Origin of the sequence: Streptomyces sp. NPDC048383 (assembly GCF_040651775.1) — a bacterium.
GTDB lineage: Bacteria > Actinomycetota > Actinomycetes > Streptomycetales > Streptomycetaceae > Streptomyces.
Genome location: NZ_JBEZKS010000017.1, coordinates 57,618 through 80,651 on the forward strand (window position 1 = coordinate 57,618; position 23,034 = coordinate 80,651).

At 73.3% G+C, this 23,034-nt stretch carries 16 protein-coding genes and 2 pseudogenes; 4 read left to right on the forward strand and 14 right to left on the reverse strand.

Annotated elements, in window-relative coordinates:
• Positions 1 to 162: 162 nt before the first annotated feature.
• From AB0D46_RS14670 to rsmI, 9 genes and pseudogenes are all read right to left on the reverse strand, one after another.
• A complete protein-coding gene (locus tag AB0D46_RS14670; protein ID WP_362877675.1) occupies positions 163 to 1,959 on the reverse strand; it encodes an ABC-F family ATP-binding cassette domain-containing protein in 1,797 nt (598 codons plus the stop codon).
• Between the two features lie 36 nt (positions 1,960 to 1,995).
• Positions 1,996 to 3,661, reverse strand: a pseudogene (locus tag AB0D46_RS14675) (IS200/IS605 family accessory protein TnpB-related protein).
• Between the two features lie 191 nt (positions 3,662 to 3,852).
• Positions 3,853 to 5,192 (reverse strand): annotated as a pseudogene (locus AB0D46_RS14680) (acyltransferase).
• An 83-nt stretch (positions 5,193 to 5,275) separates the two neighbouring features.
• Positions 5,276 to 6,172 (reverse strand): 4-(cytidine 5'-diphospho)-2-C-methyl-D-erythritol kinase, encoded by an 897-nt coding sequence (locus AB0D46_RS14685; RefSeq protein WP_362877676.1) that lies wholly within the window; start codon positions 6,170 to 6,172, stop codon positions 5,276 to 5,278.
• Entirely contained in the window at positions 6,169 to 7,071 is a 903-nt protein-coding gene (gene rsmA / locus AB0D46_RS14690; RefSeq protein WP_362877677.1) for a 16S rRNA (adenine(1518)-N(6)/adenine(1519)-N(6))-dimethyltransferase RsmA, read from the reverse strand. The genes AB0D46_RS14685 and rsmA overlap by 4 nt, the downstream gene beginning before the upstream one ends.
• Positions 7,068 to 8,279: a ubiquitin-like domain-containing protein gene (locus AB0D46_RS14695; RefSeq protein ID WP_362877730.1), complete on the reverse strand. Its 1,212-nt coding sequence runs from the start codon at positions 8,277 to 8,279 to the stop codon at positions 7,068 to 7,070. The genes rsmA and AB0D46_RS14695 overlap by 4 nt, the downstream gene beginning before the upstream one ends.
• Before the next feature lie 728 nt (positions 8,280 to 9,007).
• The gene (locus AB0D46_RS14700) at positions 9,008 to 9,919 is read right to left on the reverse strand and encodes a TatD family hydrolase (RefSeq protein WP_362877678.1); all 912 of its coding nucleotides are present in this window, start codon (positions 9,917 to 9,919) and stop codon (positions 9,008 to 9,010) included.
• Between the two features lie 10 nt (positions 9,920 to 9,929).
• Positions 9,930 to 10,349: a hypothetical protein gene (locus AB0D46_RS14705; protein WP_362877731.1), complete on the reverse strand. Its 420-nt coding sequence runs from the start codon at positions 10,347 to 10,349 to the stop codon at positions 9,930 to 9,932.
• 262 nt (positions 10,350 to 10,611) lie between these two features.
• Positions 10,612 to 11,505 carry a 16S rRNA (cytidine(1402)-2'-O)-methyltransferase gene (gene rsmI / locus AB0D46_RS14710; protein WP_362877679.1) on the reverse strand — a complete coding sequence of 298 codons (894 nt, stop codon included), beginning with the start codon at positions 11,503 to 11,505 and terminating at the stop codon, positions 10,612 to 10,614.
• Between the two features lie 261 nt (positions 11,506 to 11,766).
• Between rsmI and AB0D46_RS14715 the strand changes: the two genes are divergently transcribed.
• The 3 genes from AB0D46_RS14715 (at position 11,767) to AB0D46_RS14725 (ending at position 15,968) form a co-directional block, all read left to right on the forward strand.
• On the forward strand, positions 11,767 to 13,452 hold the full coding sequence (locus AB0D46_RS14715; RefSeq protein ID WP_362877732.1) for a phospholipid carrier-dependent glycosyltransferase: 1,686 nt from the start codon (positions 11,767 to 11,769) through the stop codon (positions 13,450 to 13,452).
• 211 nt (positions 13,453 to 13,663) lie between these two features.
• The gene (locus AB0D46_RS14720) at positions 13,664 to 15,304 is read left to right on the forward strand and encodes a penicillin-binding transpeptidase domain-containing protein (protein WP_362877680.1); all 1,641 of its coding nucleotides are present in this window, start codon (positions 13,664 to 13,666) and stop codon (positions 15,302 to 15,304) included.
• Positions 15,305 to 15,494: 190 nt separating this feature from the next.
• Positions 15,495 to 15,968, forward strand: a complete 474-nt coding sequence (locus AB0D46_RS14725; protein WP_362877681.1) for a YbaK/EbsC family protein — start codon at positions 15,495 to 15,497, stop codon at positions 15,966 to 15,968.
• A 42-nt stretch (positions 15,969 to 16,010) separates the two neighbouring features.
• On the opposite strand, the gene AB0D46_RS14730 is transcribed toward AB0D46_RS14725, so the two are convergent.
• The 4 genes from AB0D46_RS14730 to AB0D46_RS14745 all read right to left on the reverse strand — a co-directional run bounded on the left by AB0D46_RS14730 (position 16,011) and on the right by AB0D46_RS14745 (position 20,101).
• Complete coding sequence (locus AB0D46_RS14730; protein WP_362877682.1) at positions 16,011 to 17,198, reverse strand: serine hydrolase domain-containing protein; 1,188 nt, start codon at positions 17,196 to 17,198, stop codon at positions 16,011 to 16,013.
• Between the two features lie 120 nt (positions 17,199 to 17,318).
• Complete coding sequence (locus tag AB0D46_RS14735; protein ID WP_362877683.1) at positions 17,319 to 18,131, reverse strand: ABC transporter ATP-binding protein; 813 nt, start codon at positions 18,129 to 18,131, stop codon at positions 17,319 to 17,321.
• 139 nt (positions 18,132 to 18,270) lie between these two features.
• Positions 18,271 to 19,032: a cobalt ECF transporter T component CbiQ gene (gene cbiQ / locus AB0D46_RS14740; RefSeq protein WP_362877684.1), complete on the reverse strand. Its 762-nt coding sequence runs from the start codon at positions 19,030 to 19,032 to the stop codon at positions 18,271 to 18,273.
• Position 19,033: 1 nt separating this feature from the next.
• Positions 19,034 to 20,101, reverse strand: a complete 1,068-nt coding sequence (locus AB0D46_RS14745) for an energy-coupling factor ABC transporter permease (RefSeq protein ID WP_362877685.1) — start codon at positions 20,099 to 20,101, stop codon at positions 19,034 to 19,036.
• A 178-nt stretch (positions 20,102 to 20,279) separates the two neighbouring features.
• On the opposite strand from AB0D46_RS14745, the gene AB0D46_RS14750 reads away from it, so the two are divergent.
• Positions 20,280 to 20,678, forward strand: coding sequence for an SsgA family sporulation/cell division regulator (locus AB0D46_RS14750; RefSeq protein ID WP_362877686.1), 399 nt, complete (start codon positions 20,280 to 20,282; stop codon positions 20,676 to 20,678).
• Between the two features lie 82 nt (positions 20,679 to 20,760).
• Here AB0D46_RS14750 and AB0D46_RS14755 read toward each other — a convergent pair whose 3' ends face one another.
• Complete coding sequence (locus AB0D46_RS14755) at positions 20,761 to 22,977, reverse strand: MMPL family transporter (RefSeq protein ID WP_362877687.1); 2,217 nt, start codon at positions 22,975 to 22,977, stop codon at positions 20,761 to 20,763.
• Between the last annotated feature and the right edge of the window lie 57 nt (positions 22,978 to 23,034).

Here is a 23,034-nt window from a genome sequence, read left to right on the forward strand (position 1 = left end):
AGCGCATACCTTCGGCGTCAGGCGGTAAGTCGGTCGGGAGAACGACCCTTTCTATCACTCGTGGCCGACATGCGACGGGCCGGTCCGACCCCTGTTCCCAAGGGAGGACCGGCCCGTGACTCGGTCGTTATCCGACCGGACACTGTGCAAATCTGTCCGAAATCAGGCGTCTTCGGCCAGTTCCAGCCAGCGCATCTCCAACTCGTCGCGCTCGGAAATCAGTTCCCGGAGCTCGGCGTCGAGCTTGGCCACCTTGTCGTAGTCGGTGGAGTTCTCGGCGATCTGCGCGTGCAGGTTCGACTCGCGGTCGGACATCTTGTTGAGCTGCCGCTCGATCTTCTGCAGCTCCTTCTTCGCGGCCCGCGAGTCACCCGAGGCGGAGGACTTCGCGGCGGGCGCCGGGGCCGCCGGGGCGGCGGCCTCGATCATGCGCTGCCGGCGCTCCAGGTACTCGTCGAGTCCGCGCGGCAGCATCCGCAGGGAGGCGTCGCCCAGCAGCGCCATCACCGTGTCGGTGGTGCGCTCGATGAAGAACCGGTCGTGGGAGATCACGATCATCGAGCCGGGCCAGCCGTCGAGGAGGTCCTCCAACTGGGTCAGGGTCTCGATGTCGAGGTCGTTGGTGGGCTCGTCGAGGAAGAGGACGTTCGGCTCGTCCATGAGCAGCCGCAGGATCTGCAGCCGCCGCCGCTCCCCACCGGACAGGTCCCCGACCGGGGTCCACTGCTTCTCCTTGGTGAAGCCGAACTGCTCGCACAGCTGGCCCGCGGTCATCTCGCGACCCTTGCCGAGGTCGACGCGGTCGCGCACCCGCTGGACGGCCTCCAGCACGCGCAGCGAGGGGTCGAGCTCGCCGACCTCCTGGGACAGGTAGGCCAGCTTCACCGTCCTGCCGACGCTGACCTTGCCCGCGGCGGGCTGGACGTCGCCCTGGGTACGGGCGGCCTCGGCGAGGGCGCGCAGCAGCGAGGTCTTGCCGGCTCCGTTGACGCCGACGAGGCCGACGCGGTCGCCGGGGCCGAGGTGCCAGGTGAGGTGCTTGAGGAGGGTCTTGGGGCCGGCCTGGACGGTCACGTCCTCCAGGTCGAAGACCGTCTTGCCCAGGCGGGCATTGGCGAACTTCATCAGCTCGGAGGTGTCGCGCGGCGGCGGCACGTCGGCGATCAGCTCGTTGGCGGCCTCGATGCGGTAGCGCGGCTTGGAGGTCCGGGCGGGGGCGCCGCGGCGCAGCCAGGCCAGCTCCTTGCGCATCAGGTTCTGCCGCTTGGACTCCTCGGTGGCGGCGATCCGGTCGCGCTCGGCGCGGGCGAAGACGTAGTCGCTGTAGCCGCCCTCGTACTCGTGGACGTCACCGCGCTGGACGTCCCACATGCGGGTGCAGACCTGGTCGAGGAACCACCGGTCGTGGGTGACGCAGACGAGCGCGGAGCGGCGTTCCTGGAGGTGCTTGGCCAGCCAGGAGATGCCCTCGACGTCGAGGTGGTTGGTGGGCTCGTCGAGGACGAGGAGGTCCTGGTCGGCGATGAGCAGCTGGGCGAGCGCGATGCGGCGGCGCTCGCCGCCGGAGAGCGGGCCGATGACGGTGTCGAGGCCCTGGCCGAAGCCGGGCAGGTCGAGTCCGCCGAAGAGGCCGGTGAGCACGTCGCGGATCTTGGCGTTGCCGGCCCACTCGTGGTCGGCCATGTCGCGGATGATCTCGTGCCGGATGGTGGCGGAGGGGTCGAGCGAGTCGTGCTGGGTGAGGACGCCCATCCGCAGGCCGCTGTTCTGGGTGACCCGGCCGGTGTCGGGTTCCTCCAGTTTGGCGAGCATCCGGATGAGGGTGGTCTTTCCGTCGCCGTTGCGGCCGACGACACCGATCCGGTCCCCCTCGGACACGCCGAGGGAGATGCCGTCGAGCAGGGTACGGGTGCCGTACACCTTGCTGACTGCCTCGACATTGACCAGATTGACGGCCATCAGACGCGCTCCAGGGAAGGGGTGTGGATCAGCCCCTCAGCCTAACCGTTCCTCATCAGTGAGCAGGAGTGAGACGTGGACCCACGTCCTGGCACTGCGCGCATCCCGAACGGTTTTGGATGCACTGGTCTCCCGCGTTCCTCGTGGTGTCCCCGCTCGGGCACGTGCATCGTGCGCACGCTCCGTGACGAGGCGGCGGGTTCCCTCACGTCCTGGGGTACCACGGCCGGCCTGGACGGTCCGATGCCCCGCAGCATCACTCCGGTGCTGCGGGGGCGGTGCCGTCCGACGCCGGATCGGGTGCCCGAGGGCGCGTCGCCCGATCGCGATACCGGCGGCATCATGACGGGACATCTTGCGTCGCGGGGTGACCAGCGGTTCCTGCCAATGCTGGGCGCCCCACTGGGAGGTGTAGGCCGGATCGACCGCGACGATCGACAGACCGGCGTCAGCGGCCATGGAGACCAGTCGGGCCTTGAGCTTGCCGGTGGGCATACCGGAGATGAGCTGCCGGAACCGTTTCTGCCTGCCGTGCTTCTCGCGGGTCTTCTCGGCGGTAGTCCAGATCCTCCATCGCGATGGCGACGACGCCGGCGCGCCCGGCCCAGTGCAGAACTCGGGTGATGGCGTGCCGGATCTGCGCGTCCCGATGGTCCGCGGTGCCCGACAGGTCATAGAAGAACCGGTGGGGCTCACCCATCGGATTGCCGTGGGTGTCGAGGCGGTAGGCGGCGAAGTGGTCGGCGTTCGTATCAACGCCGATCACGCCCTTGGCCCGTGCCGTCTCCAGCGGGACCGTCCGGACGACGGGGCGCTGCCAGGAGGCGGTGAGGTACCAGCGCCCGCGCGTGGCGTCGTAGTGGATGCGGTAGGCGACGGCCCGATTGCTGTCGATCCGGTCCCGCCACTCGGCGCCCCGGTGCGCGAAAGCGATGCGGGAGGTCAGGACGTACCGGCCATGCTTCGCGTTCGCCAGGTACGCAAGCGGCGCGGGAAGTTTGATCGACACCTCACCGTCCGGGGTGACGCGGATCGTCTCGTTGCCGAAGCGTTTGCCCGACTCGCCATCAGCGGCCAGGAACCAGCGTTCCGCCTCCCACCGCCGGCGCCACTCGTCCTCGGTGAGCCGCGCCTCTTCGAGGTTGTGCCGGCTGTTGAGGAGCTTTCTGCCGCCGCGCACCACGTGCACAACACCCTCGTCCCGGTCGGCTCGGGCTGTGTCGAGACGGTGCTCCAGGATGTGCAGACGCCGTGTCTTGTGGAACCACTCATGCTTGGAGCGGTATCCACCCGGCGCCCGCTTCGTGCCCTTCTGCCCGATCGGCCGGGACAGCCGGTCGATCAGCGTACGGACGCGCGCCTCAAGGTTTCGGATGTGCGCGAACTGACAACGGCGCGAGAGCGCCCACTGATCGTGGGTGGCCCTCGTGATGCTCCCGGCCCAACGGGACGACGACGCGGCGGTCAGGCCCTGCTTGCGGGCCGCCCACCTCTGCGCGTCATGGCCCTTACCATCCCCGCACCGGGCCGCCAGGTCGAGGGACGCCAGACGCCCCAGGTGCTCGCCCACCAGGCGCAACACCTTGTCGTCCTCGACGCTCAAGTTCTTGAGACGGTCGCGTATCGCCACACCGGACGGGCCCAACGCCACGAAGGGCGCGTCGATGGTGCGTAGCTGCTGCTTCTTGGGCTGCTCAGTCATCGGCAGCCGCCGCTTCCCGTGCCTTCGTCGCCCGCCTGGTCGCGGAGCGGCGGTCCCACCCACCGGGCAGGGACCGGCAACACGCCCTCACGGAACCAGCGATACGCGGTCTGCGGATGCACACCCCGCGCCTTCGCCCTCTCCTTCGGGTCCATGCACCCGACCGTAACGACACCCACCCCAACGCACCATCACTCACAGGGGTGAACTGAAGGACCAATAGCGCCGACCCTCCGGGCCGACCCCGACCGATCCACCAGCAGGGCGCCCGCGAGGGCCATGCCGATGGCGGCGGGCGCGGTCAGCGGCAGGGCGATCAGGGTGGCGCCGTGGCCGTCCAGGATCCCGCCGAGGCCGGTCAGGGAGAGGCCGAGGATCCCGAGCAGGGCGAGGGTGATCCCGAGGGCGGCGACGGGTCCGCTCCCCGGCGTCGGCGCGGCCGGTACGGGGGCCTCGAAGCGGCGGAAGCAGGCGACGAGCAGGGCCGTCACCAGCGCCGCGAGCAGGATCCGCGGCGGGACCTGCGCCCACCAGGCGGCGGTGGCCGGCTCGGGCAGCGCGAGGCCGAGGGCGAGCTGGGCGGCGTACACGCCGAGCATGGCGGTGAGGTGCCACAGGAACGCGGTCATGGCGACGCCGTTGGCGGCGACGACCCGCCGCCACACGCGGGGCCGCTCCAGCAGGGCCGCGCGGGCCGGGCGAGCAGCTGGACGGCGCCGACCAGCCACAGGCCGTGGCAGAGCAGGGCGAGGGTGGGCGGGGCCATGTTGGACACCTTCTCGCCGGGCATCCCGACCATCGACAGCGGGTACGGGCCGGCCGCGACGAGCAGGACGGCCCCGGCGAGCCCGGCGGCGGCCAGGACGGCCGGTCGGGTGATGCGGCCGTCGGCGCGCAGGAAGCCGAGTTGGTGCACGGCCAACCACACGAAGGCGAAGTTCAGGAACTCCACGTACGGGACGCCGAAGGCGAAGCGCAGGACGTCGACCAGCGCGGCGGCCCCGGCGAGCGCGGCGAAGGCGGCCCAGCCGTGGCGTTCGTGGAGCCTCAGCAGCGGCGGGGTGAAGGCGACCACCGCGAGGTAGATCCCGATGAACCACAGCGGCTGCGTGACCAGCCGCAGCGCGGCGCCGGTCAGCCGGCCGCCGTCGAGGCCGGCGAGTTGGACGGCCAGTGCGAGGGCGGTCCACGCCAGGACGAAGACGAGGGTGGGCCGCAGCAGCCGCTGGAGGCGGGCCCGCAGGAAGGCGGCGTAGAGCGGCCCGTCGGCCCTGCGGGCCAGGGAGCGGTACGAGAGGGCGTGCGCGAACCCGCCGACGAAGAAGAACACCGGCATGACCTGGAGCCCCCAGGTCAGCACCTGGAGCGGGGGCACGAGGGCGAGCAGGTTCCCGATGCCGTCGCCGGCGACGGCCGCCATCAGCCAGTGGCCGAGCACGACCGTGCCGAGCGAGGCGACCCGCAGCAGGTCGACCCAGCGGTCCCTGGTGGCGGGGGTCGCGGCGGCCAGGTCGCGTGCGGTGACTGTCATGTCCACCACGGTCGCGGCGGGGCGGCCGCCGCGACAGGGTACGGATACTCAGATCCCGCTGGGTACCCGGCCGGGTTCCGGGGTCAGCCCCGCAGGACCGTGGCGCCCGGGACGGGCCCCGAGGCGGTCCGGGTGGTGCGGCAGGTACCGGAGGCCTCCAGCGCGGCGGCGACCTTGGCGGCGCCCTCCTCGTCCCGGACCAGGAAGGCGGTCGTCGGCCCGGAGCCGGAGACCAGCGCGGCCAGCGCGCCGGCTCCGGTGCCCGCCGCGAAGGTGTCGGCCAGCGCCGGGCGCAGCGACAGCGAGGCCGCCTGGAGGTCGTTGGACAGGGCGGGCGCCAGCCGGTCGGGGTCCCCCGAGGCGAGGGCCGCGAGGATTTCCGGGGAGGGCTGCGGCTCCGGGACGGCGGTCCCCGCGGTCAGCCGGTCGAACGCTCGGAACACGGCCGGGGTGGACAGGCCCCCGTCGGCCACCGCGAACACCCAGTGGAAGGAGCCCGCGTCGACCGGGGTGAGCAGTTCGCCGCGACCGGTCCCGAGGGCGGCGCCGCCGAGCAGGCTGAAGGGGACGTCGCTGCCCAGTTCGGCGCACAGGTCGAGGAGTTCCGTGCGCGGGGTGTCCAGCCCCCACAGGGTGTCGCAGGCCAGCAGCGCGGCCGCGCCGTCGGCGCTGCCGCCCGCCATGCCGCCGGCGACGGGGATGTTCTTCGCGATGTGGAGGTGGACGGCCGGCTCGATGCCGGCCCGCGCCGCGAGGACCTCGGCGGCCCGGGCGGCGAGGTTGGTGCGGTCCAGGGGCACCTGGTCGGCGTCGGGGCCCTCGCAGGTGACGGTCAGTGCCGCGGCGGGGGTGGCCGTGACCTCGTCGAACAGGGAGACGGCGAGGAAGACGGTCGCGAGGGGGTGGAAGCCGTCGGGGCGGGCGGCGCCCACCCCGAGCTGCACGTTGACCTTCGCGGGGACCCGTACGGTCACGCTCACAGGGCGGGCCTCTCCGCGGCGGGCTTGTGCTCGGCGATCGCCGCGAACTCCTCGACCGTGAGGGACTCGCCGCGCGCCTGCGGGGAGATCCCGGCGGCGACGAGCGCGGTCTCGGCGCCGGCGGCCGAACCGGCCCAGCCGGCCAGGGCGGCGCGCAGGGTCTTGCGGCGCTGCGCGAAGGCGGCGTCGACGACCGCGAAGACCTCGGCCTTGGACGCCGTGGTCCGGATCGGCTCGGTGCGGCGCACCAGTGAGACCAGACCGGAGTCGACGTTCGGCGCGGGCCAGAACACCTTGCGGCCGATGGACCCGGCGCGCTTGACGTGCGCGTACCAGTTGGCCTTGACGGAGGGGACCCCGTACACCTTGTTGCCGGGTTCGGCGGCGAGCCGGTCGGCGACCTCGGCCTGGACCATGACGAGGGTCCGCTCGATGGTCGGGAACCGGTCCAGCATGGTCAGCAGCACCGGAACGGCCACGTTGTACGGCAGGTTCGCGACGAGCGCGGTCGGCGGCGGTCCGGGCAGCTCCTTGACCAGCATGGCGTCGGAGTGGACGAGCGCGAACCGGTCCTGCCGCGCGGGCATCCGGGCCTCGATGGTGGCGGGCAGGGCGGCGGCCAGGACGTCATCGATCTCGACGGCGACGACCCGGTCGGCGGCTTCCAGCAGGGCGAGCGTCAGCGAGCCGAGTCCCGGACCGACCTCGACGACCACGTCGTCCGGGCGCACCTCCGCGGTGCGGACGATGCGGCGGACCGTGTTGGCGTCGATGACGAAGTTCTGGCCCTTCTGCTTCGTCGGCCGGACGCCGAGTACGGCGGCCAGTTCCCGGATGTCGGCCGGTCCGAGGAGGGCGTCGGAAGGGGTCTCGTGGGGCTGCTGCTCTGCGGTGCTCACCGGTAAAGCCTACGGCCGCAGTGCGGCCACGGACTCGCCCCCCGCTGCACGTAGAGCTTCTTGGCCCGGTACGTCTGCTCCGAGCCCGACGCGTCCTGCGGGCGACCGCTGCCGCCGAGGCCCTGCCAGGTGCGCACGTCGAACTGGTAGAGGCCGCCGTAGGTCCCCGAGGGGTCGGTGGCCGAGGCCCGGCCGCCGGATTCGCACTGGGCCAGCGCGCCCCAGTCGAGGCCGTCCGCGCCGGCGACGGAGTTCGGCAGCCGCTTCGTCCCGACCTTCACGAGTTGGCCGACGGGCTCGCGGACCACCTCCTCGGCGATCCGGCGGGGCTGCTGGCGGACCCCGTTGACGGTGCGCAGGCTGTACGTGACCCGGCGGGCGCCGGGCCGGCCGGCCCGTTCGACGACCTCGGTCCCGGCGAACAGGTCGCCGTCCTGGACGCGCTCGGTCGTGAAGGGGATGCGCTCCTCGCGGACCTCGCGGGTGCCGGTGATGCGCAGCACGGTGACGACCTGCCCGTCGCGCGGGAACGCGCCGGGCGGGACCGAGGTGGTGTCCTGGCCGCCGAGGGTGATGCCGGCCTGGTCCAGGGCCTCCTGGACGGTGGCGGCGTTGGTGCGGATGGTGCGTTCGCGGCCGTCGGCCATGAAGGTGACGCCGCGTTCGGTGCGCACGCCCAGGGTCAGGCCGGCGCGCGGGACGGCGGCGGTGCGGGGCAGCGTGAGGAAGGCGCCCTCGACGCGGACGCCGAGCTGGCGCAGGGCGCTCTCGACGGTGCGGGCGGTGGTCCACAGTCGGCGGGTGCGGCCGTCGAGGATCAGTTCCAGCGGGCGGCCGTAGCGGACGACGATCTCCTCGCCGTCGGCGAGGTCGGAGCCGCGGGCGGGGGCGACGAGGTCGTGGGGGCCGACGCCGAGGCCTTCGGCGGCGAGCAGGGCGTCGACGCTCCCGGCGAAGGTGTGCAGGCTGCGGGGCGCTCCGTCGACGGTGAGCCGCACCGATTTGTCGGCGGCGACGAAGGCGGTGGTGCCGCCGGCCAGGACGGCCACGACGAGGGCCTGCGGGATGATCCGCCGCCAACTGCCGCGGGCCGCCGCGCCCCGCCGGCCGCGGCCGGCGGCCCGCTGCCCGGACCCGCCGCCGCCCTGGGCGGGGACGGAGGCCCGCCGCCGCCCGGTGTCCGGGTCGTCCCCGTCCGGCCCCGGCAGCGGGGGCGGCGGTACGGGGTCCGCAGCCCGACGGCGTCCGGTGGGCCGACGCGTCCCGGGCACACCGGTCCCCGGCCCGGGATCCGCGGCCCGCCGCCGCCCGGCGGGGGCGTCGGCGTCGGGCCCCGGCAGCGGAGGTGGGGGGACCGGGTCCCCGGCCCGGCGCCGACCGGCGGCGCGGCCGCCCGGTGGGGCGTCCGCGTCCGGAGTCGGCAGCGGGGGCGGGGGCGCCGGGTCCGAGGCGCGGCGGCGGCCGGTGGGGCGCAGGCCGGTCCCGGGGGTGGGGACGGTCGGCGCACCCCGCCGCCGCGCCCCCCGGCGGCCTTCGCCGCGGGGGGCCGGGACCCCGCCGTCGGGTCCGCCGTCGGCGACGAGGCCGAGCGCGGAGGCGAGGTCGAGCTCCGGGTCCGGGTCCCGGTCGGGGGCGAAGTCGAGCTCGGGGTCGAGGGGGAGGTCGAGCGCGGGGTCGAGTTCGAGGTCGAGCGCGCGGTCGGGGGCCGGGGCCGGACCGGCGTCCGGCTCGGTCCCCGGCCAGGAGACACGGCGGTGACTGCCCTGTGTTTCGCTCACGTCGCTCGCTCCACTGGTCCGGCCCCAGGTGGTCGGGGCAGGGCACCCTAGCCGGAGCGGGCGTCACGCTTCAAAGTCGTTCGACTACCCAGCGTGTCGAACGAACGGACGTGCGAAGCGAGGGGTGGGGGTGCGTGGAGGACGGGCGAGCGGGCGGGTCAGTACCCGAAGGCGCGGGCCGTGTTCGCGGCGAGGGCCGTCGCCATCGCGTCCTCGTCCAGACCGCGGACCGCGGCCATCGCCCGTACCGTCAGCGGAATGAGGTACGGCGCGTTGGGCCGACCGCGGTAGGGCGCCGGGGTGAGGAACGGGGCGTCCGTCTCGACCAGCACGAGGTCCAGCGGGGCCACCGCGAGGGCCTCGCGCAGCGGCGCGGCGTTCTTGAAGGTGACGGTCCCGGCGAAGGACAGGTAATAGCCGGCGGCCGCGCACTCGCGGGCCATGTCGGCGTCCCCGGAGTAGCAGTGGAAGACCGTCCGCTCGGGTGCGCCCTCCTCCCGCAGCACGCGCAGCACGTCCGCGTGGGCGTCGCGGTCGTGGATGACCAGCGCCTTGCCCGTCCGCTTCGCGATCTCGATGTGGGCCCGGAAGGAACGCTCCTGCGCGGCCATCCCCTCGGGGCCGGTACGGAAGAAGTCGAGGCCGGTCTCGCCGACCGCCTTCACGTGGTCCAGCACCGCCAGCGCCTCGATCTCGGCGAGGGCGTCGTCCAGGGCCGCGTCGCCGCCGCCGGGCCGGGCGCCCTGCCGGGACCAGCCGTCGGGGTCGCCGTGCACGATGCGGGGCGCTTCGTTCGGGTGCAGGGCCACCGCCGCGTGGACGTTCGGGTGGGCGGCCGCGGTCTCGGCGGCCCACCGGGAACCCTTCACGTCGCACCCCACCTGGACGACGGTGGTCACGCCCACCGAGGCGGCCTTCGCGAGGCCCTCCTCGACCGTGCCGGACTGCATGTCGAGGTGGGTGTGCGAATCCGCCACCGCCACCCGGAGCGGTTCGGGCAGCGGAGGCGGGGTGTCCTTGGCGTCCTTGACGTCCTTGGCGGCGGCGGAGGAGGAAGGGCTGGGGCTCATGCGTCCGATCCTATGACCGGCGGAACAACCCCATCAGCCGGGCGATCGGGCCGCGCCCCTCCTCGGGGTCCACGGCCACGGGCCCGGGCGCGTCGTGCGCCGGCTGCGGCGCCTTCGCGGCCGCCGCCTTCGGCGGCCTCGCCCCGCGCGGTCGGGGCGTGCGCGGCAGGGAGGCGCCCGCCGGAACCGGTCCGGCGATGCCGGGCGCGACGGGGTGGTGGTAGAGCTTGTCGAGCATCCCGGTCACCGACGAGACCTGCCCCTCCCGCATGATCCGTACGACGTGGCCGTCGCAGTTCAGGCAGGTCGGGTTCGACAGCGGCGACGGCACCCGCTCGCTGTTCGCCCGGTAGACGATGAACGCCTCGCCCCTGCCGTCGACGTGGTGCTCTATCTCGTAGGCCTGCTCCCAGCCGTACCCGCACTTCATGCAGGCGAAGGAGTACGCCTCGCGCACGGTCGGCACGGTCGGTGCGACCGGGACGTGCACGGGGGCGGGGGCGGGTGCCGGGGTGTCTGCGATCTCACTCATGCCAGCTCCTCTTGTTCCACTGGTGCCACTGCCAGTGGACGCCTCTTCGGGCGGGAGCGCATCAGGCCCTGTCGAGTGTTGGACGGTCCTTGGGCGACTCATGCCCAAAGCGCCCGGTGCGCGGTCTGAGCTTTGCCTTTCAGGTTAGCTCTTTACCGACTTACGGCACCTTTTGTGCCGCGTTCTTTGCCGCCACCACCGCGTCGAACACCTCGCGCTTGGGTACGCCGACCTCGGCCGCGACCGCCGCGATGGCCTCCTTGCGGCGCTCCCCGGCCTCCTCGCGCACCCGCACGCGACGTACGAGCTCCTCGGCGTCCACGTCTCCTGGGGTCGCCGCCGGAGCCCCCTCGACCACGATCGTGATCTCCCCGCGCACACCTTCGGCCGCCCAGAGCGCCAGCGCGCCGAGCCCGCCGCGCTTGACCTCCTCGTACGTCTTCGTCAGCTCGCGGCACACGGCCGCCCGGCGGTCCGGGCCGAACACCTCGGCCATGGCCGCCAGGGTGTCGTCCAGCCGGTGCGGCGCCTCGAAGTAGACGAGCGTGCGCCGCTCGCCCTCCACCTCGCGGAGCTTGCCCAGGCGTTCGCCGGCCTTGCGCGGCAGGAAGCCCTCGAAGCAGAACCGGTCGACCGGCAGTCCCGACAGGGCCAGCGCGGTGAGCACGGCGGACGGCCCGGGCACGGCCGTCACCTTGATGTCCTTCTCCACGGCCGCCGCCACCAACCGGTAGCCGGGGTCGGACACCGACGGCATCCCGGCGTCCGTGACCAGCAGCACCCGCTTGCCGGCCTCCAGGGCCTCCACCAGCTCCGGGGTGCGGGCGGACTCGTTGCCCTCGAAGTACGAGAGCACCCGCCCGGTGGTGTGCACGCCGAGGCCCTGCGTCAGGCGGCGCAGCCGCCGGGTGTCCTCGGCGGCGATCACATCGGCCCGCTCCAGCTCGGCGCCCAGGCGTGGCGGGGCGTCGGCGAGGTCCCCGATGGGCGTACCGGCGAGGACGAGGACGCCTGCGGAGGAGGGGGCATCGGCAGAACGGGGCTGATCAGTCACGCCACCATCCTCTCATTGGGTCCCCGTGCCCCCGGGGCGCGGACGGAGTCCCGGACCGGGTACCGGACCGCGAACGGTGTGCGCGGGACGGGAGTTTCGGGTGGGTTCGGGCGGAGCCGCGCCTGTGGGGGCTGGGGTGCGCACAGGGGTGTTCCCTACGATGACCCGGTGACCAGTACCGCGACGCCGCCGCCCAGCCCCGCGGGGGCCCCGCCCGAGCCGACCGGCGACCGCGACCTCGAACAGGGGTCGCCCGTCTGGCTGCGCCGACTGCGCGGCTTCGGATACGCGCCGCGCCCCGCCCAGGGCGGGGCGCGTGCGGACGTCCGTACGCGGCTCGTGCCCCCGTACGCCCGCCCGTCCGCCCAGCTGTGGACGGCGCTCGGCGTCGCGCCGTCCGCGACGCAGACCTGGCAGCGGGTCATGGCCTGGGCCGGTCCGCTGCTGGTGACGCTGGTGGCGGGGGTACTGCGGTTCACCCACCTCGGCAGCCCGAAGGCGGTGATATTCGACGAGACGTACTACGCCAAGGACGCCTGGGCCACGATCCGGCAGGGCTACGAGGCCAGTTGGCCGAAGGACATCGACAAGGCGATCCTCGCCAACCCCGACGGCGTCGCGCTGCCCACGGATCCCGGCTACGTCGTGCACCCGCCCGTCGGCAAATGGGTGATCGGCCTCGGCGAGTGGATGTTCGGCTTCGACCCGTTCGGCTGGCGGTTCATGACGGCGGTGCTCGGCACCCTGTCGGTGCTGATGCTGTGCCGGATCGGCCGCCGACTCTTCCGCTCGACCTTCCTCGGCTGCCTGGCGGGCGCCCTGCTCGCCGTGGACGGCCTGCACCTGGTGATGAGCCGCACCGCGCTCCTCGACCTGGTGCTGATGTTCTTCGTGCTGGGGGCCTTCGGCGCGCTGCTCATCGACCGGGACCGGGCGCGGGCCCGGCTCGCGGCGGCCCTACCGGTGGACGAGGAGGGCCGCACGCGACCCGACCTCAAGATCGCCGAGACGCTGCGGCTGGGCCTGCGCCCGTACCGGATCCTGGCGGGCGTCTGCCTCGGCCTGGCGTTCGGCACCAAGTGGAACGGCCTCGTGGTGCTGGCGTTCTTCGGGGTCCTGACCGTCGTGTGGGACGCGGCCGCGCGCCGCACCGCCGGCGCGGGTTCCCCGTACGCGTCGATGCTGCGCCGCGACGCGTTGCCGGCCTTCCTGTCGACGGTCCCGGTGGCGATCGGCGTCTACCTGATGTCCTGGCTGGGCTGGATCCTCTCGCCCGACAACGGCAAGGGCGGCTACTTCCGGGACTGGGCCGCCAAGAACGACCAGGGCAGTTCGCTGTCCTTCCTGCCGGAGTGGCTGCGCAGCCTGTGGCACTACGAGACGGAGGTCTACAAGTTCCACGTCGGCCTGACCTCCGGCCACACCTACGAGTCCAATCCGTGGAGCTGGCTGGTCCTGGGTCGGCCCGTCTCCTACTTCTACGAGTCCCCCGACCCCGGCACCGACGGCTGCCCGGCGACCGAGGCGGGCAAGTGCGCCCGCGAGGTCCTGGCGCTCGGCACGCCGCTGCTGTGGTGGGCGGGCTGCTTCGCGCTGCTGTACGTGCTGTGGCGGTGGTTCTTCCGCCGCGACTGGCGGGCGGGCGCCATCGCGTGCGCGCTGGCCGCCGGGCTGCTGCCCTGGTTCAACTACCAGGAGCGGACGATCTTCTACTTCTACGCGGTGGTCTTCATCCCGTACCTGTGCCTGGCCGTGGCGATGATGATCGGCGCCCTACTGGGCCCGGCGGGTTCCACGGAACGCCGCCGCACGCTCGGCGCGATCGGCGCGGGCGTCCTGGTCCTGCTGATCGTCTGGAACTTCATCTACTTCTGGCCCATCTACACGGGCCAGACCCTCCCGATGGACTCCTGGCGCAACAGGATGTGGCTGGACACCTGGATCTAGCGGCGCGAACGACGGGCCCGGCACCGCACGGTGTCGGGCCCGTCGCGTTTCCCCGACCCGGACACCGCCCCCCGAGCGCGGATCCGGAGTCCCCGCGTCCACGTTCCGGTCGGGTAACAACACGTACCTCACCCGTTCGCGCAGAGTAAGGTCCGCACCAGGGGTTCTTTGAACATGTTCAGGGAACTGTGGTCACGGGGGAGGACGAAGGATGAACGGGGCGACAAAGGGCGCCATCATCGGCGGGGTGTTCCTCGCGATGATCGGCGGGGCGGGGTACGGCGCCTGGACGCTGGTGGCGGACGAGAGCGGCGGCGCCAAGGGGGCCGAGGTCGGCGGCAAGGCCGCCCCCGCGCCCAAGGGGACCGGGCCGGTCGGGGAGAAGGACGCCGCCGCCACCGCGAAGGCCTTCCTCGCCGCGTGGGCGGCCGGCGACGACGGCGCGGCGGCCGAACTGACCAACAACGCCCAGGCCGCGCGGACGGCGGTCGGCGACTACCGCACCAAGGCCCACGTCGCCAGGACGGTGATCACCCCAGGCACCCCCAACGGCACCACCGTGCCGTTCAAGGTCGAGGCGGAGGTGACGTACGAGGGCTCGACCAAGCCCCTCGTCTACGACTCCCGATTGACCGTCGTACGCGGCGTCAACAGCGGCAAGCCGCTCGTCGACTGGCAGGAATCGGTGGTCCACCCGCAGCTCCGGAAGGGCGAGGCGCTGCGCACCGGCACCCCGTCGAGCCCGCCGGTCAAGGCCCTCGACCGCAACGGCAAGGAGCTGACGGCCGAGCTGTACCCCTCGCTGCGCACGGTGCTGGACCAGCTCCGCAAGGCGTACGGGGAGAAGACCGGCGGCACCCCCGGCGTCGAGCTGTGGATCGAGCCGACCGCCCCGGACGCCCCCAAGCGGACCCTGTTGACCCTGGTGGAGGGCAAGCCCGGGGAGATGAGGACCGTGCTGGACGCCGAGGTGCAGGCCGCCGCGGAGAAGGCCGTGACCTCGTACGCCGAGGCCTCGGTCGTCGCGGTCAAGCCCAGCACCGGGGACATCCTGGCCGTCGCCAACCACCGCAAGGACGGATTCGACGCGGCACTCCAGGGCCGGCGCGCGCCCGGCTCGACGATGAAGATCGTAACGGCGGCGATGCTGCTGGAGAAGGGCCTGGTGGCGGCGGACAAGCCGGCGGAGTGCGCGCCGACCGTGTCGTGGGAGGGCAAGTCCTTCCGCAACCTCAACGGCTTCAGCCTGCAGAACCAGAACTTCTCCACGAGCTTCGCCCGGTCCTGCAACACCGCCTTCATCGGCCTGATCGACCAGGTCGACGACAACGGCGCGCTGCCGCGCGAGGCGAAGGACGTCTTCGGCATCGGGCTGGACTGGAAGGCGGGCGTCGTCACCCAGGACGGGTCCGTCCCGGTGACCTCGGGCCCCGCGGCCGCCGCCGAGTACATCGGCCAGGGCACGATCCAGATGAACCCGTTGAACCTCGCCTCGATCACCGCCACCGCCCGGACCGGGGTGTTCCGTCAGCCGGTGGTCGTCAAGGCCTCGCTGGACGGGCGCACCCTGGCCACGGCCTCGCGGCCGCTCCAGCCGGGCGTATCGGCGCAGTTGGTCAGGATGATGAAGCAGACGGCCGCCCCCGGCGGCACCGCGGCCGCGGCGATGGCCTCGGTCCCCGGCTCCGACAAGGGCGCGAAGACCGGTTCGGCGGAGGTCGACGGCGCGAGCAGCCCGGACAGCTGGTTCACGGGCTTCAGCGGCGACCTGGCCGCCGCCGCGATGGTCGAGGGCGGCGGCCACGGCGGCGACTCGGCGGGCCGGATCGTCGCCGGGGTCCTCACCTCCTGACGGCTGCCCCTTCGAACGCCCGTCCCGGCCCCCGGGGGGCGCAGCCCGCGCCGACGGTCCCTCGTGCGCGTACGTCGGCGCGGGCGGGGGCCCGGGGGCCGTACCCGGGGCCCGCGAAACCCGAGCGCCCGTCCGGTCCACGGGGCGAAACGCGCTCGCCCCGGCTGCCAGTGGCGGCTAGCGTCCCCGCATGACGACGACGCATCCCCTCTTCGCCGAGGCCCTGGCCCGGCTGGGCCTCGACCTTCCCGTCCGGACCTTCCCCGAGGGGACCCGGACCGCGGCCGATGCCGCCGCCGCGATCGGCTGCGAGCTCGGCCAGATCGTGAAGTCGCTGATCTTCGCCGCCGACGGGGTCCCGGTTCTGGTGCTGATGGACGGCTCCTCGCGGGTCGACATGGAGGCCGTACGGCGGGAGCTGGGCGCGGGTAAGGTGACGCGGGCGAACGCGGCCCTGGTCCGGGAGACCACCGGCTACGCGATCGGCGGCGTCCCGCCCTTCGGCCACCGCACCCGGACCCGGGTGTTGGCGGACCCCGGCCTGCTGGACCACGAGGTGGTGTGGGCGGCCGCCGGCACCCCGCACTCGGTGTTCCCGATGGCCCCGAAGGAGCTCGTCGAGCAGGCCGGGGCCACCGTGGCCGACGTACGCGAACGGGACTGACGAAGCCCCCGGGCGCCCGCCCGACCCGACCCCCGCCCGGCCCTACAGGCTTGCCCCCACCGCCCGTACGAGGGCCTGCGCGCGCGGGTCGGCGGTGACGGACTTGGCGAGGCCGTTGGTGACGTAGCCGAAGCCGATGCCCGCCTCCGGGTCCGCGAACGCCAACGATCCGCCCCGCCCGGGGTGCCCGAAGGACGCCGGGGACAGCAGCGGTGACGCCGGGCCGTGCAGCATGTAGCCGGGGCCGAAGCGGGTGTTGACGACCAGGACCCGGTCCGCCCCGGCGGAGAGCTCCGTCCCGGCGAGCGCGGTGGTCGCGGGGTCGAAGAGACGGGCGCCGTGCTCGGTGTCGCCGATCAGCGCCGCGTAGAAGCCGGCCAGCGCCCGGGCGGTGCCGATGCCGGCGGAGGCCGGCAGCTCCGCCGCCCGGTAGGCGGGGGCGTTCTCGTCGGGCAGCGGGTCGATCGCGGCGAAGGCGCGCCGGGTGAGGGAGTGCGGGTCGGCCCAGGCTTCGGAAACGTTCCTGCGCGGGCGGACCTTCAGCGCGCCCGCACGCTCCGGCGGGTCCACGGGGGCCACGCGACCCACCCGGCCCGCCTCCGCGTCCGGCAGGCCGATCCAGAAGTCCAGCCCCAGCGGCCCGGTGACCTGCTCCGCGAGCCAGCTCCCCAGGGAGACGCCGGTGACGCGCAGCACCAGCTCCGACAGCAGCCAGCTGTAGGTCTGGGCGTGGTACCCGTGCGCGGTGCCGGGCTCCCACAGGGCGGCCTGCGCGGCGACGGCGCGCGGCCCGGACACCCCGTCGACCGCTTCCGCCGGGCTCAGACCCCGCTCCAGCGCCGGTACGCCCGCGCGGTGGGCGAGCAGGTCGCGGACCCGTACGTGTTCCTTGCCGCCCGCCTTGAACTCCGGCCAGTACGCCCCGACCGGCGCCTCCAGGTCCAGCAGGCCCCGCTGGTGCAGCAGCAGCGGCACGGCCGCCGCGACGCCCTTGGTGGCGGAGCGGACCACCTGGGCGGTACCGGCCCGCCACGCCCCGGAGCCCCCGCCGGCCGTGCCTTCGGCGGCCGGCCCGTCGGCGTCCCGGGAGCCGGCCCACAGGTCGACGACCCGTCGTCCGTCCCGGTACACGGCGACGGCCGCGCCGCGGTCGCCCCGGGCCTCGAAGTTTCGTACGAACGCTTCCCGGACGGCCTCGAAGCCCTCCGTCACCGTCCCCTGGACCTCCACGGCCGACTCCTCGCGTGCTGCTCGCCTGCTCCGACGGCCCCCGTGCGGGGCCGCCCACCAGGATGCAACGCCGCCCGGCCGGTCCTGCTTCCCGTCCGGGCCGGGGGCGGGGGCCGGGGCTCAGCGGGGTCGGCGGCCCGGGGCGGCGGTGGCGCGGGGGTCGAAGCCGAAGGGGAGTTCCAGGCGGTGCGCGCCCATCAGCTCCTCGTCGCAGAGCAGGTCGCGGGTCGGGCCGTCCGCCGCGATGACGCCCTCGCTGAGGATGACCGCGCGGGGGCACAGCTCCAGGGCGTAGGGCAGGTCGTGGGTGACCATCAGGACGGTGACGTCCAGGGAGCGCAGGATGTCGGCCAGTTCGCGGCGGGAGGCCGGGTCGAGGTTGGAGGAGGGCTCGTCGAGGACGAGGATCTCCGGGCGCATGGCCAGGACGGTCGCCACCGCCACCCGGCGGCGCTGGCCGAAGGACAGGTGGTGCGGCGGCCGGTCGGCGAAGGCCGCCATGCCGACCTGTTCCAGGGCCTCGCGGACCCGGGTCTCCAGCTCGGCGCCGCGCATCCCGGCGGCGGCGGGGCCGAAGGCGACGTCCTCGCGGACGGTCGGCATGAACAGTTGGTCGTCGGGGTCCTGGAAGACGATCCCGACGCGGCGGCGGATCTCGGCGAGGTGCCGCTTCTCGACGGGCAGTCCGGCCACGGTCACCGTGCCGACGCCGCCGCCGAGGATGCCGTTGAGGTGCAGGACCAGGGTGGTCTTGCCCGCGCCGTTGGGCCCGAGCAGGGCGACCCGCTCGCCGTGGCCGACGGTGAGGTCGACCCCGAAGAGGGCCTGGTGCCCGTCCGGGTAGGCGTACGCCACACCGGCCACCTCCAGGGAGGGCACGGCCGCGGGCGAGGAGGGGGCGGAGGAGGCGGAAGCAGCGGTCACGGTGTCCATCCCATCAGAGCGGTCGGGGTACCCGTCGCACGGGACGGGCTCACGGCATCGGCCCCGCAGCAGGAGGTCACGGCGCCCACCCCGGCCGGCGGGACGACGACGCCGACGCCCACGCCCACCCCGACCCCGCCCCGCGCCGTCACAGCGTCCACCCCAGCAGGCACACCGTGAGGGCCGCCGCCGGGAGCACCGCCGCGTACGCCCACTGGGCGCGGGTGGCCGACACGTCGTCGATCACCGGCATGGAGCCGGTGTAGCCGCGGCTGACCATCGCGAGGTAGACGCGTTCGCCGCGTTCGTAGGAGCGGATGAACAGGGCGCCCGCGGTCTTGGCGAGGACGCCCCAGTGCCGGATGCCGCGGGCCTCGAAGCCGCGGGAGCGGCGGGCGATGGACATGCGCCGCAGCTCGCCGGTGATGACGTCGCCGTAGCGGATCATGAAGGAGGCGATCTGGACGAGCAGCGGCGGCAGCTTCAGGCGTTGCAGGCCCAGCAGCAGGGACCGCAGTTCGGTGGTGGACGCGAGGATGACGGAGGCGGCGACGCCGAGGGTGCCCTTGGCGAGTACGTTCCAGGCCCCCCAGAGTCCGGAGACGCTCAGCGACATGCCGAGCACCTCCACCCGCTCGCCCTCGGCCACGAAGGGCATGAGGACGGCGAAGGCCACGAACGGCACCTCGATCAGCAGCCGGCGCAGCAGGAATCCGGCCGGGATCCGGGCCGCCGCCGCGACGCCGGCGACCAGGACGGCGTACGCGCCGAAGGCCCACATCGCCTCGCGCGGCGTCGAGACGACGACGACCACGAAGGCGAAGACCGCGGCGATCTTGCAGTGCGGCGGCAGCGCGTGGACGGGCGAGTGCCCGTGCCGGTAGAGCTTGTGCGCGTGCCCGGCTCCCATGTCAGCGGGCCGACGGGGCCGACGGCGCTGACGTGGACGTGGCGGTCAGGTCCTCGGCGCGGCGGCGACGCACGCTCCAGAAGATCCCGGTGCCGACGACGACGGTGACGCCGACGCCGATGACCCCGGCGAGGCCGCCGGACAGGCGGGCGTCCTCGACGTCCTTGACGCCGTAGTCGGCGAGCGGGGAGTCCGCGGCGGCGTGGTCCTCGACCTTGGCGTCGATGCCCTTGTCGGCGGCGACCTTCTCCAGTCCGTCCGGGTCGGCCGAGGCGTAGAAGGAGACGACACCGGCCAGGACGAGGGCGGTGGCCAGCCCGGTCAGCCACACCGCGCGGGTGGAGCGGGCGGCGACGGGCGCGGCGGGCGCGGGCGCCGGGGCGTCGACGAGTTCGCCGTTGACGCGCAGCTTCAGCGGGGTGCTCACGCCGCTCGCGGCATGGACGAGGTCGGGCCGGACGGCGAGGACGGCGCCGACGGTCGCGGCGGTGATCAGGGCCTCGCCGATGCCGATGAGGACGTGCACGCCGACCATCGCGGTGAACACCTTGGCGATCGGGACGTCGGTGGTCCCGCCGAGGGCGTACAGGGCGGTGAAGGCGGCCGCGGCGGCCGGTACGGAGAGCAGGGCCCCGCAGAAGGCGGCCACGGTGACGGACCGGCGGGTGGCCGGCAGCGCCTTGAGCAGGCCGCGGAAGACGGCGTACGCGACGACGACGGTGACGCCGCCCATGACGGTGATGTTGACGCCGAGGGCGGTCAGGCCCCCGTCGGCGAACAGGATGCCCTGCATCAGCAGGACGACGGAGACGCACAGCACGCCGGTGTACGGGCCGACGAGTATCGCGGCGAGCGCTCCGCCGAGGAGGTGGCCGCTGGTGCCCGCGGCGACCGGGAAGTTCAGCATCTGCACGGCGAAGATGAAGGCGGCGACGAGGCCCGCCAGCGGGGCGGTGCGTTCGTCGAGTTCGCGGCGGGCGCCGCGGAGGCTGACGGCGACGGCGGCCGCGGCCACCACTCCGGCGGCCACCGACACGGGTGCGTTGATGAATCCGTCGGGCACATGCATGGAGTGGCTCCGCTTCCTGTTTACCTCACAAAATCTTTAACCGTTCAAGAATAGTGCCCAGTTGCAAATCGTTGGCAAGAGCGGTCACGTCACAAATGGTGGCGCGCGGTTTCGTTGGAATGTGCGAGTCTGGACGGACAAACGGACGCAAATGTTCCGATTTCGAGGAGCCCTGTCGATGTCAGCCACCGCGGAGAATCCAGCAGCGACCGCAGACACGACCGCCGTCGAGGAGCGGGTGCGCGCCCGCGTGATCACCGACGACCCCCTCTACCGGACGATCCCGGTCGCGCTGCGCTTCGCCCCCGACGAACCGCTGGCCGTACGGATCGTCTTCCCCGCCGAGCTGTCCCCCGAGGGCACCGACAACGAGTGGGTCTTCCCCCGCGCCCTGCTGGAGGCGGGCCTGAGCTCCCCGACCGGCACCGGGGACGTCCGCGTCTGGCCGTGCGGCCGGGTGCAGGCGGTCGTGGAGTTCCACTCCCCCGACGGGGTCGCCGTCGTCCAGTTCGACATCGCCGCGCTGCGCCGTTTCCTGCGCCGTACGTACGCCCCCGCCGCCCCCGCCACCCGTTAGGCGCAGCGGCCGGGTACGAAAAAGGCCCCGGCCCCGCACCCTCGAAGGGGTGCGGGGCCGGGGCGACGCGCGGGCGCGGGTGTCAGGCGTTGACCAGCTCGCGGTCCTTGTCCGGGCCGTCCGCGGGGCCGGAGTCCTCGCCGAGGTGCTTGCGCAGGCTCTCGCCCTCGACGTCGACGTTCGGCAGGATCCGGTCCAGCCACTTCGGCAGCCACCAGGCCTTGTGCCCGAGGAGCGCGAGCACCGCCGGGACGATGGCCATGCGGACCACGAAGGCGTCGAAGAGGACGGCGATGGCCAGGCCGAAGCCGATCATCTTGACCATCTGGTCGCTGGCTCCGAGGAAGCCGGCGAACACCGCGATCATGATGACGGCGGCGGCCACGACCACGCGGGCGCTGTACCGGAAGCCGGTGACGACGGCCTGGCCCGGGCGTTCGCCGTGGACGTACGCCTCCCGCATGCGGGTGACCAGGAAGACCTCGTAGTCCATGGCCAGGCCGAAGACCACGCCCACCATGAAGATCGGCATCATCGACATGATCGGACCGGTCTGCTCCACCCCGAAGACCGAGGCGAGCCAGCCCCACTGGAACACCGCGACGACGGCGCCGAGGGCCGCGACGACCGACAGCAGGAAGCCGAGGGCCGCCTTGAGCGGAACCAGGATCGAGCGGAAGACGAGCATCAGCAGCAGGAAGGCGAGACCGACCACGAGCGCCAGGTAGGGCAGCAGCGCGTCGTTCATCTTCTGCGAGAAGTCGATGTTCATCGCGGTCTGACCGCTGACGAGCACGTCGTCCCCGCTGCCGTCCCGGATGTCGCGGACCAGTTCCTCGGTGGCGTGCGAGGAGGGCCGGTCCTTGGGGATGACGCTGACGATCGCCGCGTCCTTGGCCTCGTTCTGCATCGGCGGGGCCACCGCGGCCACGCCCGGCAGTCCCTTGATCCGCTCGGCGGTGCTGTCGGCGAGCGCCTTGTCGCCGTCGACGACGACCATCAGGGGGCCGTTGAAGCCGGGGCCGAAGCCGTCGGACATCAGGTCGTACGCCTTGCGCTGCGTGGTGGACACCGGCTGCGCGCCGTCGTCCGGCAGGCCCATCTCCAGCTTGCTCGCCGGGATGGCGATGATGCCGAGGCCGATGACGCCGGCGAGCAGCACCATGACGGGGCGGCGGAGCACGAAGCGGGCCCAGCGGGTGCCGCCGTTGGGCTTGGGCTTGGCGTCGGTGTCGGCGGGGTTCTTGGCCCTGCCCTTGCCGAACAGCTTGCTCTTCTCGCCGGCGGGCAGCACCCTCTTGCCCGCGATGCCGAGGATCGCCGGGACGAGCGTCAGGGCGACGAGCACCGCGATGACCACCGTGCCGGCGGCGGCGACGCCCATCTTGGTCAGCATCGGGATGTTGACGACGGCCAGGCCCACCAAGGCGATGACCACGGTCAGACCGGCGAAGACGACGGCGGAACCAGCGGTTCCGGCGGCGCGGCCGGCGGCTTCGTCCCGTGCGCGGCCCTCGGCGAGCTCCGCGCGGTAGCGGGAGACGATGAAGAGGGCGTAGTCGATGCCGACCGCGAGGCCGATCATCATCGCGAGGGTGGAGGTGGTGGAGCCGAGGTCCAGCACGTTGGCGAGCGCGGTGATGGAGGAGACGCCGATGCCCACGCCGATCAGCGCGGTCAGCAGCGGCAGGCCGGCCGCGATCAGCGAGCCGAAGGTGATGACGAGGACGATCGCGGCGACCAGGATGCCGATGATCTCGCCGGAGCCCGTCTCGGGCGCCACCATCAGGGCGTCGCCGCCGATCTCGACGCCGAGACCCTGCGCCCGGGCGTCCTGGCCGGACTCCTTGAGCGCGTCGCGGGTGGCGTCCTCCAGCTCCATCCCGCTGACCTTGTACTTCACGCTGACGTAGGCGGTGGAGCCGTCCTGGCTCACCGCCTGCGTCGTGTACGGGTCGTCGACGGAGGCGACCTCGGCGGCGCCGGGGCCGGTCTTCAGGCCGGTGATGACCTTCTCGACCTCGGTCTTGATGTTCTGGTCGGTGACCTTGGCACCCTCGGGCGCCTTGATGACGATCCGGGCCGTGGCGCCGTCGGCGGCCATGCCCGGGAACTTCTTGTCCAGCAGGTCGAAGGCCCGCTGGGCCTCGGTGCCGGGTATCGAGAACGAGCCGGAGGTGGGCGCGGAGGCCGTCGCGGCGCCGAGGACGGCGGCGAACAGCAGCGCCACCCAGGCGAGGACGACGAGGCGGCGGCGCCGGAAGGCGCCGCGGCCGAGCCGGTAGAGGAAGGTGGCCACGAGGGTGGTTCTCCCGTTCAGGTCGTGGGATGGATCCGGGACGGATCAGGGCGTGGA